The sequence below is a fragment of the Psychrobacter sp. 16-MNA-CIBAN-0192 genome, assembly GCF_040309565.1.
Lineage (GTDB): Bacteria > Pseudomonadota > Gammaproteobacteria > Pseudomonadales > Moraxellaceae > Psychrobacter.
Genome location: NZ_JBEOOX010000003.1, coordinates 243,543 through 259,638 on the forward strand (window position 1 = coordinate 243,543; position 16,096 = coordinate 259,638).

Annotated in this window: 13 protein-coding genes; 8 read left to right on the top strand and 5 right to left on the bottom strand. The window is 42.4% G+C overall.

Annotation, left to right across the window (positions count from 1 at the left end):
• Nucleotides 1–10: 10 nt before the first annotated feature.
• Nucleotides 11–1,264 carry an NnrS family protein gene (locus AAEY78_RS04465; RefSeq protein ID WP_352337646.1) on the bottom strand — a complete coding sequence of 418 codons (1,254 nt, stop codon included), beginning with the start codon at nt 1,262–1,264 and terminating at the stop codon, nt 11–13.
• 183 nt (nt 1,265–1,447) lie between these two features.
• Here AAEY78_RS04465 and AAEY78_RS04470 point away from each other — a divergent pair, with 183 nt between their 5' ends.
• Nucleotides 1,448–1,687 (top strand): hypothetical protein, encoded by a 240-nt coding sequence (locus AAEY78_RS04470; RefSeq protein WP_352337648.1) that lies wholly within the window; start codon nt 1,448–1,450, stop codon nt 1,685–1,687.
• Nucleotides 1,688–1,784: 97 nt separating this feature from the next.
• Here AAEY78_RS04470 and AAEY78_RS04475 read toward each other — a convergent pair whose 3' ends face one another.
• Complete coding sequence (locus AAEY78_RS04475) at nt 1,785–3,275, bottom strand: aldehyde dehydrogenase family protein (protein ID WP_352337649.1); 1,491 nt, start codon at nt 3,273–3,275, stop codon at nt 1,785–1,787.
• A gap of 276 nt (nt 3,276–3,551) precedes the next feature.
• Here AAEY78_RS04475 and AAEY78_RS04480 point away from each other — a divergent pair, with 276 nt between their 5' ends.
• The 7 genes from AAEY78_RS04480 (at nt 3,552) to AAEY78_RS04510 (ending at nt 11,845) form a co-directional block, all read left to right on the top strand.
• Nucleotides 3,552–4,190, top strand: a complete 639-nt coding sequence (locus tag AAEY78_RS04480; protein ID WP_352337651.1) for a TetR/AcrR family transcriptional regulator — start codon at nt 3,552–3,554, stop codon at nt 4,188–4,190.
• Between the two features lie 346 nt (nt 4,191–4,536).
• Nucleotides 4,537–5,757, top strand: coding sequence for an iron-containing alcohol dehydrogenase (locus tag AAEY78_RS04485; protein WP_352337653.1), 1,221 nt, complete (start codon nt 4,537–4,539; stop codon nt 5,755–5,757).
• Between the two features lie 102 nt (nt 5,758–5,859).
• On the top strand, nt 5,860–6,909 hold the full coding sequence (curA, locus tag AAEY78_RS04490; protein ID WP_352337655.1) for an NADPH-dependent curcumin/dihydrocurcumin reductase: 1,050 nt from the start codon (nt 5,860–5,862) through the stop codon (nt 6,907–6,909).
• A gap of 221 nt (nt 6,910–7,130) precedes the next feature.
• Nucleotides 7,131–7,808 carry a type 1 glutamine amidotransferase domain-containing protein gene (locus AAEY78_RS04495; RefSeq protein ID WP_352337656.1) on the top strand — a complete coding sequence of 226 codons (678 nt, stop codon included), beginning with the start codon at nt 7,131–7,133 and terminating at the stop codon, nt 7,806–7,808.
• A 33-nt stretch (nt 7,809–7,841) separates the two neighbouring features.
• Nucleotides 7,842–8,477 carry a glutathione S-transferase family protein gene (locus tag AAEY78_RS04500; RefSeq protein ID WP_352337658.1) on the top strand — a complete coding sequence of 212 codons (636 nt, stop codon included), beginning with the start codon at nt 7,842–7,844 and terminating at the stop codon, nt 8,475–8,477.
• A 294-nt stretch (nt 8,478–8,771) separates the two neighbouring features.
• Nucleotides 8,772–10,388, top strand: coding sequence for an efflux MFS transporter permease (locus tag AAEY78_RS04505; RefSeq protein WP_352337660.1), 1,617 nt, complete (start codon nt 8,772–8,774; stop codon nt 10,386–10,388).
• A gap of 101 nt (nt 10,389–10,489) precedes the next feature.
• Nucleotides 10,490–11,845 (top strand): HlyD family secretion protein, encoded by a 1,356-nt coding sequence (locus AAEY78_RS04510; protein ID WP_352337662.1) that lies wholly within the window; start codon nt 10,490–10,492, stop codon nt 11,843–11,845.
• 136 nt (nt 11,846–11,981) lie between these two features.
• On the opposite strand, the gene pdxH is transcribed toward AAEY78_RS04510, so the two are convergent.
• The 3 genes from pdxH to guaB form a co-directional block, all read right to left on the bottom strand.
• Entirely contained in the window at nt 11,982–12,632 is a 651-nt protein-coding gene (gene pdxH, locus AAEY78_RS04515; RefSeq protein ID WP_352337663.1) for a pyridoxamine 5'-phosphate oxidase, read from the bottom strand.
• A 72-nt stretch (nt 12,633–12,704) separates the two neighbouring features.
• A complete protein-coding gene (glmM, locus tag AAEY78_RS04520) occupies nt 12,705–14,072 on the bottom strand; it encodes a phosphoglucosamine mutase (protein WP_352337666.1) in 1,368 nt (455 codons plus the stop codon).
• 280 nt (nt 14,073–14,352) lie between these two features.
• Nucleotides 14,353–15,825: an IMP dehydrogenase gene (gene guaB / locus AAEY78_RS04525; protein ID WP_352337667.1), complete on the bottom strand. Its 1,473-nt coding sequence runs from the start codon at nt 15,823–15,825 to the stop codon at nt 14,353–14,355.
• Nucleotides 15,826–16,096: the final 271 nt, after the last annotated feature.

The window sequence follows — 16,096 nt, forward strand, 5'->3', positions numbered from 1 at the left end:
TTAATAACGATCAACCAAATAAACCATCTGGGCGCGGACTTGCTAGGATGCGCAAATAGCTGCTGCAAAACAATACAAAGCAAGCAACCCAAGCCCCTTGGGCAATAGTAATCCACCATAAATAATGGCTATTATCAATAAGGGGTAACAGCACACGACTAATGAATACCAATACCATCAAGCCAAACATGATATTAACTGTTTTAGGTGGCGTATGAATACTACGTCCTGTATGCCCAAGCGACACACGCGCCATCATTGCCACCGTCATCAGGCCAATACCGGATATTGCCAATCCATGCATGGCAATACTATGATTATAACCAAGCCACGGCTGTAGCGCATACAATATAAAGCTCACACACATGCCCGAAAACGCGATAAACAGCGACCATAACAACGGCTTTTGCCGAATACCATGATGATACCAGCCCATCAAGCGTACGATATTGACCACTGCCACGCCAAGAGCGCTAATGGTCAGTAAATATTTATTGGGATAAAATAAATCAATGATAAAAAACGCGAAGAAGAATAGCAAACTTGCGATATCTTGCGCCTTACTATTACGTACTATCACCGTTTCCGCCACGCCTGCTGCATTCGGAACACTTAAACCACGCTCAATAAAAAACGGTAATACCCGGCGACCGATGGTCAATACCAAGCCAATGATAAGATAAAAACCCAAATAGACGCCTGTTTTAGTTAAAGTCATATTGGCGCTGATAATTCCCCAATAACATAAGCCATTGCCGAGCGTCAGTAGCATAAGCTTTGCTAAAATACCCATTTGCTTATACTGCTTCCCTTGCCATACTGCCCTAAAAATCGCAAATGCCATTGATCCAACAAACAGTAAATCAAACACTGCTGCTATATATAACCAAGCACTTTGTTCAAGTCCAATATCAATGCCCAAACCAAATGCTATCCAACCCAAACGTGCCAGCAACCAGCAGATAAAAATGCCTAACAGCTTATAACCGTATGGCATCATAACGCCGGTCCACGTCTTTACTGCGGTCAACAAGAACCCTGCAACGATGGCTAACGCATAGCCATAAACCATCTCATGACCGTGCCAATAGTTTGGGTTTAATATTTGCGCATCAATATTTGTATGTCCGGTAAAGACAAATGCCCACAATGCCATGGTTATAATGGCAAAAATTGCCCCTGCACTGAAAAATACCCGAAAGCTCAAATTAAGGATAGAATGCGGAGAACTTGGTGGTTTACTGGGCAAATTAATTGATTGCATAACGGACTTCTTATTATAAAGTTAAAAGAATTACCCTAAAGATTCATATTAAATGAATGTTATAAGTTATTCAATGGTATTTTGCAGATATCTACAACCCTACTTCATGATTTCTCACTTGCAATACACTCATTGACTATCATTGAACTGACTGCTTAAATGTTTCATCCCTAGGAGAATATCATGACTGAAAGAACCGAAGAAAACGCTGCGCTTCACAAACGTCAATTGCTTGATAAATTTTTGATAAAACTAACCAAAGAAGAACCGCAGATGTATTACGCTACGACATCTGAGATTGCCCGTAGTCTTTATAGCATGTTAAAAGAACATACCAACCGCTTGACGGTTGAAGAGCAAGCGCTCATCAGACATATAACCATTGAGGAAATACAAAGCTTACTAGGCTTTCATGTTAAATGAAAAAATAAAGTCATTATAATTGCAAAAAAAAAGACTGCCTTATAGGCAGTCTTTTTTCATAGTAAAATTTAATCCAAACTGCTTAAAAAGGCTGCTTCTAAAAAGGATAATCGCGCGGCGTATGCTGCACTGAAATCCAATGTAATGTAGTAAATTCTTCTAGTATCCACTCGCCGTTAAAGCGCCCGATACCTGAGTTTTTCTTTCCGCCAAAGGGTACATTGCTTTCATCATTTACCGAGATATCATTAATATGGGTCATGCCGGCTTTGATACCACGAGCAAAGCGCAAGCCTTTTGCCATATCTTGAGTAAACACCGCACTTGATAGCCCATACATAGAGTCGTTAGCAATCGACAGCGCATCGTCTTCATCTTTGGCGCGGATGATACCGACCAAAGGACCGAATACTTCGTTGCAAGACAAGTCCATCTCACGCGTTACTTCAGTAAATACATGCGGTGGTACAACTTGCCCTTTTATCTTGCCACTTAAGAGCATTTTTGCGCCTTCATCCTGAGATTTAGCAATTTTCTCTTTAAGCGACTTGACTTGTTTTTCATTGATAATCGGACCGACTGCCGTATCAATTTTGCTAGGATCGCCGACGTTTAAGGTCTTAACATGCGCGACAAAACGCGTCACGAAATCGTCATAAATCTCATCTTCGACAATGATACGGTTAATCGCAATACAAATCTGACCTTGATGTAAGAATTTACCAAAGGCAGCGGCTTTCACAGCCTGCTCAATATCGGCATCTTTTAACACCACAAATGGACTATTCCCACCAAGCTCTAACGCTACCTGTTTAATATAGTCGCCGCCATTAGCTAATTCACCAATATGTTTACCCACTGAGGTTGAACCGGTAAAGGAGACCAAACTTGGAATATCATGGGTAACGATAGCATCGCCAATTTCGCTACCGCTACCAACAACGACATTGAGCAGACCTTTTGGCAAACCCGCTTCTTCGAATATTTTTGCCAGCAGCAACCCACCGGTAATCGGCGTATCACTAGCAGGCTTTAACACTACTGCATTCCCCAATGCCAATGCTGGCGCAATCGAGCGCTGGGTTAAATGGAGCGGGAAATTCCATGGGCTGATCACCGCAATCACACCCATCGGCTCACGATAAATAAAGTTCTCTTTACCCGGTGTATTCGACGAGCGGATCTCGCCATGCACCCGATTAGGGAAACTTGCCGCTTCAAGGGTAATCGCCCGCGCACTGCTAAACTCGACCATCGCTTTAATACGCGTACTGCCCGACTCTTTGATTAGCCAATCAACAATCTCATCTTGACGCTGATCAAAGATACTGACTACCTTATAAAGTATAGCAGCACGTTCGTTCGGGGTTTGCTGCGCCCACTTTTTTTGAGCCTCGTTCGCCGCTTGATAAGCTTCATCTAGCTGCTTATCCGTTGCTTGCTGAATCTTAACCAAGGTTTCACCGTTAAACGGATTGGTATCGGTATTAATGCTATCATCATCGCCTTTTTTCCATTCGCCTGATATATATTGCAAATGAAAATCTGTATAAACATTTACCTGCGTATTTTTAGTTTCTGTTGACATAATTGTTCCTATTTTTTATTTAATAATATTATTAGAGTGTGGCTATAACGTATCATGGCCGTCTATCAGATTCCGTAACACGTTTAATAAGCAATAGCAGCATACGATAACAAACGTAACTTGCTAGACGACTGGTCTAATGCTAACATAAACGATATAAAAATTAGAATCTTTTAAACCTGTTGTTTGTTGAGCAAACGTAACTTGCCAATTAATACTTATAAATTTGTTAAACCATCTTAAATAATTAGTCTCTCTAAGGAGAACATAAGTCACATGTCTATACCCAATACTATAAACATATTGAATACTGATAACGAGCTTTCAAATATTGTTCCTTCAAATACCAAAGAGCATCTACTCACGACGGGCTACAAGCTCATTGCACAGAAGGGTTTTACTGCTGTTGGTATCAAGCAAATCTTAGATACCGCAGGCGTGCCCAAGGGCTCTTTTTATCATTATTTCGCGTCAAAAGAAGCCTTTGGTGAGGCAATTATCAGTCACTACTTTACCCAGTATAAACAGCGCCTGAACGTTATTGGGTCACAAGATGTTAGCGCTCAGCAAAAATTGTATGATTACTTTCAAAACTGGTATGACACCCAGCAAAATAACTGTGACCATGAAAAATGCTTGGTCGTGAAGCTGAGTGCCGAAGTTGCCGATATGTCGGAGCCAATGCGTATGGTATTACATGCAGGCTACCAGCAAACCATTACTTGGCTTGCAACTCAAATTAAAGCAGGTTGGGCAGACGGTTCTGTTCCTCGAGCTGATAATATTGCTGCCGAGAGTATGGCAAAGCGTTGGTACTTTGCTTGGTTAGGTGCTAGCTTAGTGGCTAAGATTAGTCAAACAGATACACCATTAGCAGAAGTATGGCTGATGACCACTACCGCAATGGGTCGATAATTCTTTTACTTTACAATCGCTCTTTTCACCGTTTTTATCTGTCACCTCATCTATCCTTCTGCTTTACTCATCCTTGTTTGACTCATAACAATCTAGCGTTAAATAAGGATATCTTATTAATATTTTGTCTTAATAAAAACATTAAGCATTACTATCAAAAATTCAATCACACAATACAATTAAATTAATATCGGCTGACATGCTTATACGATATTTTTGTAAATATTAAATATAATTACTAGACGACCGGTCTAATTAATGTACAATGCCAACAGATGCAAATGATCTGCATAATCTTTTCGCTATTAAACACTCTTCTTATACTTATCAATCTATTAGGAATTTCATGAATAACTTTCAATATTACAATCCCGTTCGTATCGTCTTTGGTGAAGGTCAAATCGAGAAGTTAGCTGAGCTTGTACCAACAGACGCTCGTGTGCTAATTACTTACGGTGGCGGTTCAGCACAGCGCACAGGTACGTTAGATGAAGTTAAAACGGCATTAGCAGCCAGTGGCAATCGCGAAGTATTTGAGTTTGGTGGTATTGAAGCCAATCCAGAATTTACAACGCTACTAAAAGCAGCTGATATGGTCAATGAACATAATATTAACTTCTTATTGGCAGTTGGTGGTGGCTCAGTCATCGATGGCAGTAAGTTTGTCGCGCTGGTATCGTCATTGACAGAAGAAGACGGTACGGTATCACGCGAGCAAGCATGGAATGCGCTGACCAGCTATTGCCGAAACATCGACTCAGCGGTTGATTTGGGTGCGGTATTGACTATTCCAGCGACTGGCTCTGAGATGAACTCAGGCGGCGTGATTAACTATAGTGAACGTCAAGCAAAGCTGCCGTTTGGTAATGCGCTTACTTTCCCTAAGTTTTCAATTCTAGACCCGACTAAAACTTTGACGCTTCCTGAACGCCAAGTGATGAACGGTGTAGCTGATGCCTTTGTCCATGTGATGGAACAGTATTTAACCTATCCAGTCAATGCAAAAGTTCAAGATGCCTTTGCTGAGAGTTTACTTAAAATTCTGATTGAAGAAGGTGCCGCAGTCAAAGCTGATCCAGAGAATTTAGAGACGCGTAAAAATATCATGTGGACAGCGACTATGGCATTGAATGGTCTGATTGGTACAGGTGTGCCTCAAGATTGGACAACGCATATGATTGGTCATGAATTGACTTCATTGCACGCGATTGACCATGCGCGCACGTTAACCATTGTACTGCCGTCTGTAATGCGTGAGCTTAAAGACAGCAAAAAAGACAAGTTGCTTCAATATGCACGCAATGTTTGGAATATTACAGCTGACAATAATGGTGCTGAGCTGAATGATGACGCCATCATTGAAGCGGCTATCAAACAGACTGAAAACTTCTTCCGTGAGCTTGGACTGCCGGTCAGCTTAGAAGATGCAGAGTTAGATGCAGCAGCTATTGATCCTATCATGAAGCAGTTAGAAGTACATGGCATGGTGAAATTGGGTGAGCATGGTAAAAACGACTTGGCAGTATCACGTCGCATCCTAGAGCGTGCTGTTAGCAGTAACGCTTAGTCGCTTTATAAATTAGCAACAAATAGCAGTCCTTCAGTTCAGTATTGAGTGGCTGTTATATTAAAGATAAATAAACTAATAAATAAAATAAGGCGATTTATCATGAGCTTCAATGAGCAGCAAAACCAACAACAAAACCGTCAAATCAAACTGGCAAGCCGCCCACATGGCGCACCAACTGCCGATAATTTTGAATTGGCTACTGGCGAGATTCCAAAACCCAATCAAAGCGAGATGCTATTACGCACCGTATATTTATCGCTTGACCCTTATATGCGCGGACGTATGAGTGATGCCGCAAGCTACGCTGACCCATTAGAAATTGGCGATGTTATGCTAGGCGGAACGGTTGCGCAAGTGGTCGAATCTAATATCGATACATTTGCCGTCGGTGATTTGGTAGTATCGAACTCGGGCTGGCAGGACTATAGTGTCAGCGATGGCGAAGGCGTCCTAAAACTCGATAAAAACATGGCAAACACTTCTTATGGCTTGGGTGTGCTTGGTATGCCCGGCTTCACAGGCTACATGGGTTTGACTGATATCGGTAAACCAAAAAAAGGCGAAACCTTAGTCGTCGCGGCGGCAACGGGTCCTGTTGGCGCAACTGTTGGACAAGTCGGTAATCAATTAGGCTTACGTACTGTTGGCGTGGCAGGTGGTGCAGATAAATGTGCTTACGCGGTTGAAGAGTTAGGCTTTGATGTTTGTCTTGACCATAAAGCCGATGACTTTGCTGAACAATTGAAAGCCGCATGTCCAGATGGTATCGACATTTATTATGAAAACGTCGGTGGCAAAGTATTTGATGCTGTCATGCCATTGCTTAATGCTCATGCCCGTATCCCAGTATGCGGCTTGGTCTCACAATATAACGCTACTGAGCTGCCTGAAGGTGGCGATCGTTTGGGCGTATTAATGGGCTTGATATTAAGACAGCGTCTAACAGTCAAAGGTTTTATTATCTTTGAAGAGTATAGCGATCACTTTCCAGAATTCTTAGCTACGATGAGCAAATGGCTTGAATCAGGTGATGTTAAAACCAAAGAACATCAAGTCGATGGTTTAGCACAAGCGCCACAAGCTTTCTTTGACATGTTAGATGGTAAGAACTTTGGTAAAACAGTGATTAAAGTGGCTGACGTTAAATAGCTGATAGCTCATATAAAAATTATGAAAATAACCAGTTAACAACATAACTTGTTAAGACAGCCACTGAAAGTCATTCTCAAAAGATGAATACTGTCAGCAGTCGGTTTTTTAACGTTACTCGTTTTTGATAGCGTTACTTCTCGATACCGGCTGTAACACAGCACTGATAGGCTTCAATAATAAACCTCAATAATAACTTTCAATAATAAACAGGGACAATTATGAATATTTTAATGGTACTAACTTCACACGATAAATTGGGTGATACTGGTAAAAAGACTGGTTTTTGGCTAGAAGAATTTGCTGCGCCTTACTACGCTTTTTTAGATGCCGGTGTCAATGTTACGCTTGCTTCTCCTGCTGGCGGTCAACCACCACTAGATCCAAGTAGTGATACTGAAGACACCCAAACCAAAGATACTAAACGCTTTAAAGCAGACTCTGAGGCACAAGAGCATCTAGCAACAACCAAAAAACTGGCTGATATGAAAGCGGAAGATTTTGATTCGGTATTCTATCCGGGTGGTCATGGTCCAATGTGGGATTTAGCCGTTGATAAAAACTCGATTGAATTAATTGAGACATTCATCAAACAAGATAAGCCCGTTGCTTTTGTCTGCCATTCTCCTGCTGCGCTCAAAAACGTTAAAATCGATGGCGAATATCTGGTCAAAGGCAAAACAGTCACAGGCTTTAGTAATACCGAAGAAGAAGCGGTTCAGCTCACTGACGTCGTGCCTTTTTTATTAGAGGATGCGCTAAAAGCCAATGGTGGCAACTACGAAAAAAGCACTGATTGGGAATCGTTTGTGGTCGAAGACGGCTTGCTGATCACGGGTCAAAATCCAGCGTCATCAGAAGAAGCCGCCAAGCGTTTAATGGCCGAAATACAGGCTTAATAGCCTAAAACCCACCGCAAAAAGGCTAAATTCATGATTCGCTTACATCATCTCAATCAATCACGCTCGTTGCGCATTCTATGGCTGTTAGAAGAATTGGGGCAACCTTATGAACTCATTAGCCATCAGCGCGATGCCAAAACGCATCTAGCGCCAGACAGCCTAAAAGCGGTACATCCGTTGGGCAAGTCTCCGGTTATTGAGATGAATGGTGAAATTTATACAGAGTCAGGTGCCATTACTGAGCTATTGATTGAGCATTTTGCACCTGATACTCTGCGCCCTGCTACCGATAGCGCAGATTATGGTCATTATTTACAGTGGATTAACTTTGCTGAAAGCTCGCTGATGGTGCCTTTATTGCTTGAATTATTTACCAATAAAGCAGGCGCTGGTGATAATGAGTTTTTGCAAGGCTATATCGCTCACGAAAAACACAAGCTATTGAGCTATCTAAATGATGAGATTGCAGGCAAGTCATTTATCGTGGGTAATAAGCTCAGCGGTGCAGATTTTATGCTGTCGTTTGATTTGATTATGCTTGCCAAAAGTAAACAGCTAGAGCGTTATCCTCATATTTCCCACTATGCTCATCAGCTTAGTACGCTTGATAGTTATCAGCGTGCCATGCGATTAGAAACGAATTATGATGAAACGAGCGCGGCTTAATGACACCTAGCTTAACGATACTTAACTAAGAGTTGGGTTCACCTAAACGCGAACGATAATTAAAACTATGATAAAATAGCTCAAGCACGTCTTGGGCTATTTTTGTTTTTCTATCATAACTGTAGATTATAATTGTAGTTTTCAGAAAAATTATAGTTCTTAGAAATAATTACTAAGATAAAAACGGCATGCGTCTAGCTGACCATGCATATTTGCGCTCATTCGGCAAAGCCTGATAATTGGGAGAGAGTCCATGAAATTACACCAACCATTTATACAGACGATATATAGCCCATGAGTACTGACTATCAATTCAAGCCCCATGAACAGCCGTTTATGCTGGGCTCGCCTGCCACCCCTGATCATCCTGCGCGCCGAAAAGTATTTTATTTACTTATCGGCATTTTTATCGGCATAACGGCAAGTTTCCAAAATGGCTTGCTGGTCGCCAATCTAACTCAAATCCAAGGTGAAATGGGCTTAACGCCTGTTGAAGGTGGCTGGATATCGGTCGCTTACAATATGACCAATGCCTGTGTTACCGTGCTGCTGTACAAAATTCGCCAACAGTTCGGTATCTCGTTATTTAGTAAAATTACTCTATTCTTTTTGCTCTCAGCGACCAGTATGCAGTGGTTAGTCAGTAGTCATCTGATCAGCTCAACCACTGGCATTAGTATTGAGCCTTACTATCTAGAGCTGATTGCCCGTGGTTTTAGTGGCGTGGTTGCCAGTGCGATGACGGTATTGTCTATTTTTTACTGTCTACAAGGTATGCCGACGGCGCGGCGTATCAGCGGGCTAATTTTGGGCTTTGGCTTGGTACAATTCGGTATTCCGTTATCGCGTATCATCTCGCCCTACCTTGCTGTTGATGGTCAGCTTGAAGGCTTATTTTTATTTCAAGTTGGTTTAGCACTAATGTGTTTTGCGCTCATCAACATTCTAGAGCTACCGCCCGGCAATACGGAAAAGGTGTTTGAAAAACTTGATATTGTCAGCTTTGCCTTTTTTGCTAGTGGTCTTGCAGCATTATCCGTATTTTTGGTACAAGGGCGTATTTTATGGTGGACGACGCCTTGGCTCAGCTACCCGCTTATCATAGCTGTCGTGACCATTGCTATTGCGTTATGGATTGAGACGCATCGTAAAAACCCGATGCTACAAGTACGCTGGATGCGTAGCCGAACGATTATTGCCTTTATGATAACGGGCGCTGTCATGCGTATCTTGCTGTCTGAGCAAAGTGTTGGTGCGGCAGGGTTATTAGCAAATCTAGGCTATGGTAATGATCAGCTGATTGTCTTTTATGCCATTATTTTAGCCGCAAGTGCGCTGGCATTAGTAATTAGTATTTTTAAAACCAATGCCATGGATTTACGCCGACCGGTGATTTTTTCAGTAGCACTGATTGCGATTGGGGCATGGATAGATACAGGCGTATCGCTAAACTCTACTCCCGCTATGTTTTATTTCAGTCAGTTTATGATTGCTTTTGCTGCTGTGTACTTTATGGGTCCGATGGTATTTGAAGGTATGTTCCGCGCCATTGCCAACGGTCCTGCTTATATTATTAGTTTTTCAGTGATTTTTGGTATATCGCAAACGGTTGGCGGTCTTGCTGGCGCTGCCGGTATACAAGCTTTTACCACCATTCGCACGCAGATGCATTATGCTGATATGGTCAGCTCAATGAGTACCGGCAATCCAGCAACGATGAGCCAAATGCTACAAGGGATTCAGCGCCAAGCCACCATCGCCGCTTATGATGATTTGTTCTTTTTAATGGCAGTCAGTGCCACGATTACGGTAATTTATCTGTTGATAGTTTATTTCTATTATCGTTATCATAACCGTAATCCACTTGGCAAAGAGCTTGCCGCGTTAGCAGAAATGATGGGAAAAAAATAGCAGATAGTACAGATTTTATTGTGTATTCTGTACCCATCTTTCTCTCTCATTATTATTTTAAAGTTATCTATTATGTTTATTAAAACCCTTAGGAGCGCGTCATGAACGAAGACAAATCTAACAGCGTTGATGACGCAAGCACCCCTAATAAAGCAGCAAAAAGTGCTGAAACTATTCAAGCTACTGAATCACCAGTAACTCCCCATACCGATACTAATACCGATAGCATAACCATTAAGCCTGAGCCTGCCGCGACTGCAACACAGGTTCAAACAGATAACTCTAATGACGAATCGACTGAAACTAGTGCGCCTATAAAGGTCATTGATGCTGATGAAGCAGACAGTAATGTAGCAGTCGATGGCAATAATAATGATACGCCAATGCCGCCCACTGAGCCTATTCCGGGACCTGCGGGTTGGTCACCAAAAAAGAAGTCGTTTTTTAATTTAGGCTTACTGATTGCGCTAATTATCATTGGTGTATCATTGATTTTGTATGCGTGGAAATTGCCGCCTTTTACCCCAACGGTACAACATACCAATAATGCCTTTGTGAAGGGACAAACGACCATTATCAGTCCGCAAATATCCGGCTACGTCACTGAAGTGGCAGTAGAGGATTTTGCTAACGTTGCTGCTGGTGACTTATTGGTAAAAATAGATGATCGCACTTTTCAGCAGCAGCTTGAACAAGCGCAGGCGAATATCGATATTGCCTTGACCAATCGTTCAAGCAATGCACAAGATACCGGCACCAGTCAAGCACAAATTGAAGCGCGCGAGGCAGATGTATATAGTGCTAAAGTGAGTGTTAATAGTGCCCGTGAGGACGTTAGCCGTTATCAAGGCTTGGTTGCTATTGGCGCGGTTGCACGAGCAGATGTTGCCCATGCCGAAGCGCAACTCGCAAAAGCGCAGGCGGGTGTCCAGCAGGCAGAAGCCAACCTACAAGTGGCAGTCGAGGGCAGCAAAAAAACCACAGCCAGCCGTTCCTCGTTAGATGCCAATATTAAAAATGCTGAAGCCGCAGCAAAACAAGCACAGATTAATTTAGATAACACCATTATCCGCGCTCCTGAATCAGGACAGCTGAGCCAGCTAACAGTTAAAACGGGACAATATGTCACCGCTGGTACGCAGCTTATGTATATCGTACCAAAAGGGGTTTGGATTATCGCCAACTTTAAAGAAACTCAAGTGGCAAATATGACCATTGGCGAAACGGCAACCGTGCAAGTTGACGCTTTAGGTGGTACCAAATTCCGTGGACGAGTGAGTAATATCTCACCTGCAACCGGCAGTGAATTTAGTGCTGGTGCAGCAAACCCTGCCACCGGTAACTATATTAAAATTGCCCAACGTATTCCGGTACGTATTGACTTAGACCAAGGACAGCCTGCGCTTGCTCAACTGCGTCCCGGCATGTCCGTCAATGTCGATGTGGATACGAAATAAACTGTAAAAGAATTAATTTAATATAATAAAGCCCCTTTACCTTCCAGATTTATATGGCAAGTAAAGGGGCTTTATTAGGTATCAAACTTTTTAATAGTTTGAAATATTGATTATCAATACTATTTAAAATATTAAGTTAAGGCAATAAGCGTTTGGTACTAAAGCTGCCATCTGCCTCTTTTTGATAAACAATACGGTCATGCATACGATTGGCGCGCCCTTGCCAAAACTCAATATGATCAACAGTAATTTCATAACCACCCCAAAACTCAGGCGTAGGTACGAGCGCATGTTCTGGATAATCACTTTGCAACTGTGCAAACGTTTGCTCCATCACCTCACGATTGGCAACTTCACCACTTTGCGGTTGACTGACCCATGCACCAACTTGACTATCGTGCGGGCGTTTTTGAAAATAGGCAGCTGATTTATCCGTATCGATTTTTGCAATACTGCCACTGATACGAATTTGGCGCTCTAATTCATGCCAAAAAAACAATGCTTCCGCATTAGGGTTTTCGGCTATATCTTGACCCTTGGCGCTTTCATAATTGGTATAAAAAACAATACCTGTATCCGTAATTTCACGCAACAGCACAATACGCACGCTTGGCTTATTATCCGCGCCACACGTTGCCAAACTCATCGCATATGGCTCTTGAACATTTTGTTCTATTGCTTGACTCATCCATGCTTTTAATAGTTCAAAAGGCGATACTGGCACAGATGACTGGTCAAGACTGCCTTTTTCATACGATAACCGTTGATCGGTAAAATCCATACTCATGACTGTTCCTTTTTAGTGCTAGAAAACTTCTTGTTGTCGTGAAATTTATGATTGATTAAAGCAAACTATTCATTAGCCAAGTACACTTTTAATATGCTTAGCCAATTCATTTGCCATTACGTCACATTCTATTTCATCATCCGACTCAACCATGACTCGAATCATAGGTTCAGTACCAGATTTACGAATCAATAAACGTCCACGACCCTCTAATGTCGCACGTGCTTTATCAAAAGCGATTACCAGCTCTTGATAGTCATACGGATCTTGCATGGTCGTTAAGCGCACATTAACCAGTTTTTGTGGTAATACTTCAAAACCTTCCGTCAGCTCACTCAAGGCTTTCCCTTGCGCTTGCATGACAGCTAAAACTTGCAATCCCGCAATAATGGCATCGCCTGTTCGACTTTTATCCAAGCATAAGATATGTCCTGAAGGCTCACCGCCTAATATCCAGCCATTGGCATCCAACTCTTGCATCACATAACGATCACCAACATTAGCACGGGTAAAGCCGATACCGGCTGCTTGCAGCGCCAATTCTAGCCCCATATTAGTCATCAATGTACCCGCTACGCCTGCTGCTGGCTGCATGCCTTTGGTAGCAAGAACATATAATATGCCATCACCATCAACTATATTTCCCGCCTCATCTACCATCACGATACGGTCGCCATCGCCATCTAAAGCAATACCAACATCTGCCTCATGCTGTAAGACAGCCTTTTGCAGCGCCTCAGGATGAGTAGAGCCGCAATTTTCATTAATATTGATGCCGTCAGGTGTGTTATTAATGGCTATAACAGTAGCGCCAAGCTCACGCAGTACACATGGCGCAACACTATATCCTGCACCATTGGCACAATCTATCACTACCGTTAGATGATCTAAGTCATATTGGTAAGGGAAACTACCTTTGCAAAACTCGATATAACGTCCCTGCGCATCATCAATGCGATGGTTTTTACCTAACTTCGCCGGATCAATAATTGGCATAACCAACTCAGCATCGCCAGTGTTATTCATGATAGCTTGCATTTTATCGTTGATTGCATTTTGCATCTCATCCGACAACTTTTTACCATCCGCTGAAAACAGTTTGATACCGTTATCATAATAAGGATTGTGTGACGCTGAAATAACCACGCCTGCATCAGCGCTAAAACTACGCGTCAAGTGAGCGATAGCAGGGGTTGGCAGCGGTCCGAGCATATAGACATCAACGCCTGCCGCATTAAAACCGGCTTGCAATGCGCCTTCAATCACATAGCCTGAAAGACGTGTATCTTTACCAATCACAACACTCGGCTTGCGCTCAGGCGTTTCACTATTTTCTATCAAAACGCGACCAGTAACATAACCTAATTTTAGAATAAAATCTGGGGTAATGGGCATTTTACCAAACTGTCCACGAATACCATCTGTACCGAAATAACTCATTATAACTATATCCTTACTCTAAAACGAACTACCAAAAATGAAAGCGCAGACCAACGCACATGTGAGGACAACTGCACACGTTACAACGAAAATCTATGGTCGAATATTTTACAAAAAAAACAGCCAACAATGGATGAGCATTGTTGACTGTTTGTATCTTGCGGTCACAATAGTCGTATATCGCATAGTATCGCTATGAACTATTAGTTAAATAACGCGACTAATATTGACTTTGCTACATAGCTACTTTATACCATACTATTGTTTATAAAAGTAGAAATTAATTGACGCGATAGTTTGGCGCTTCTTTTGTGATTTGTACATCATGAACATGTGACTCTTTCATACCTGCTGAGGTAACACGGATAAACTCTGGTTTGTTACGCATCTCTTCAACTGTCGCACAGCCAGTATAACCCATTGATGAGCGTAAACCGCCGACCAATTGATTGACGATACCTGCAACTGGTCCTTTATAAGGAACGCGACCTTCAATACCTTCAGGTACTAATTTTTCAACGCCTTCTTTGGCGTCTTGGAAATAACGATCTGAAGAACCGTTCTCGCCTGACATGGCACCTAAGCTGCCCATACCGCGATAAGCTTTATAATAGCGACCTTGGAACAACTCTACTTCGCCCGGTGCTTCTTCGGTACCAGCCATTAACGAGCCAACCATAATACATGACGCACCAGCAGCAATCGCTTTTGCCATATCGCCAGAATAGCGAATACCACCATCTGCAATAAGTGGAATGCTGTTTTGTAATGCACTAGCAACGCTATCAATAGCAGAAATTTGCGGTACACCGATACCGGCAATGATACGCGTGGTACAGATTGAACCAGGACCGATACCCACTTTTACGGCATCAGCGCCAGCATCACGTAATGCTTTAGCCGCATCGCCTGTCGCAATATTGCCACCAATAACTTGAATATGTGGAAAGTTCTTTTTAACCCAAGCAACTTTATCAATCACGCCACGAGAATGACCATGAGCAGTATCAACAACAATCACGTCAACGTCAGCAGCAACTAAAGCTTCAACGCGAGCTTGGGTATCTGCACCCGTACCAACCGCCGCGCCAACACGCAGACGACCTTGCTCATCTTTACAAGCATTTGGGTTATTTTCAGCTTTCGCAAAATCATTAACCGTAATTAAACCGCGTAGGCGGAAATCATCATTAATCACAATAACTTTTTCAATACGGTGCTCATGCAGCAAACGCTTAATATTCTCATTGCTCTCGCCTTCATGAACCGTTACTAACTTTTCTTTCGGGGTCATAATTTGGCTAACCGGCAGACGCAAATTGGTCTCAAAACGCCAGTCACGATGGGTAACAATACCAACTACTTTATCAGTGCCTTTTTCAACAACCGGTACGCCTGAAATATTATTATCGTGAGTAAGCTTTAATAACTCACCGATGGTCATCTCTGGATGCACAGTAATAGGGTCAACAACCGTACCTGCTTCAAACTTCTTCACGCGGCGCACTTGCATGGCTTGACGGGCAATATCCATATTTTTGTGCAAGATACCCATGCCACCCAATTGTGCCATCGTAATCGCCATATCAGACTCAGTTACTGTATCCATTGCCGCTGAAATAAGGGGCAGATTCAGTGTGATACTGTTGGTCAGTCGTGTGGATAAATCAACCATTTTTGGCAAGACTTCAGAATAAGCTGGCAACAATAACACGTCATCAAAGGTGAAGGCTTCATCGACAATACGTAACATACATACCCCTAGCGGTGGTTATTTTGATGGATGGGAGCTTGGCATTAAAGGCATTAATCAAACATAAGACCATTGGCAACGGCTTAATATAGACCGCTATTAGGCTTCTATGAATTATTAATAGAGTCGCCATGCAAATATAGCATCGCTTTACTCTTGACAATGCATTTATCCCTTAAAAATAACGACACATTATAACAAAAAAGCACACCCAACGTATAATAATTTTGCCCGCTTATGTTATTGCGCTCATATTATTCCTTGTAGAGCT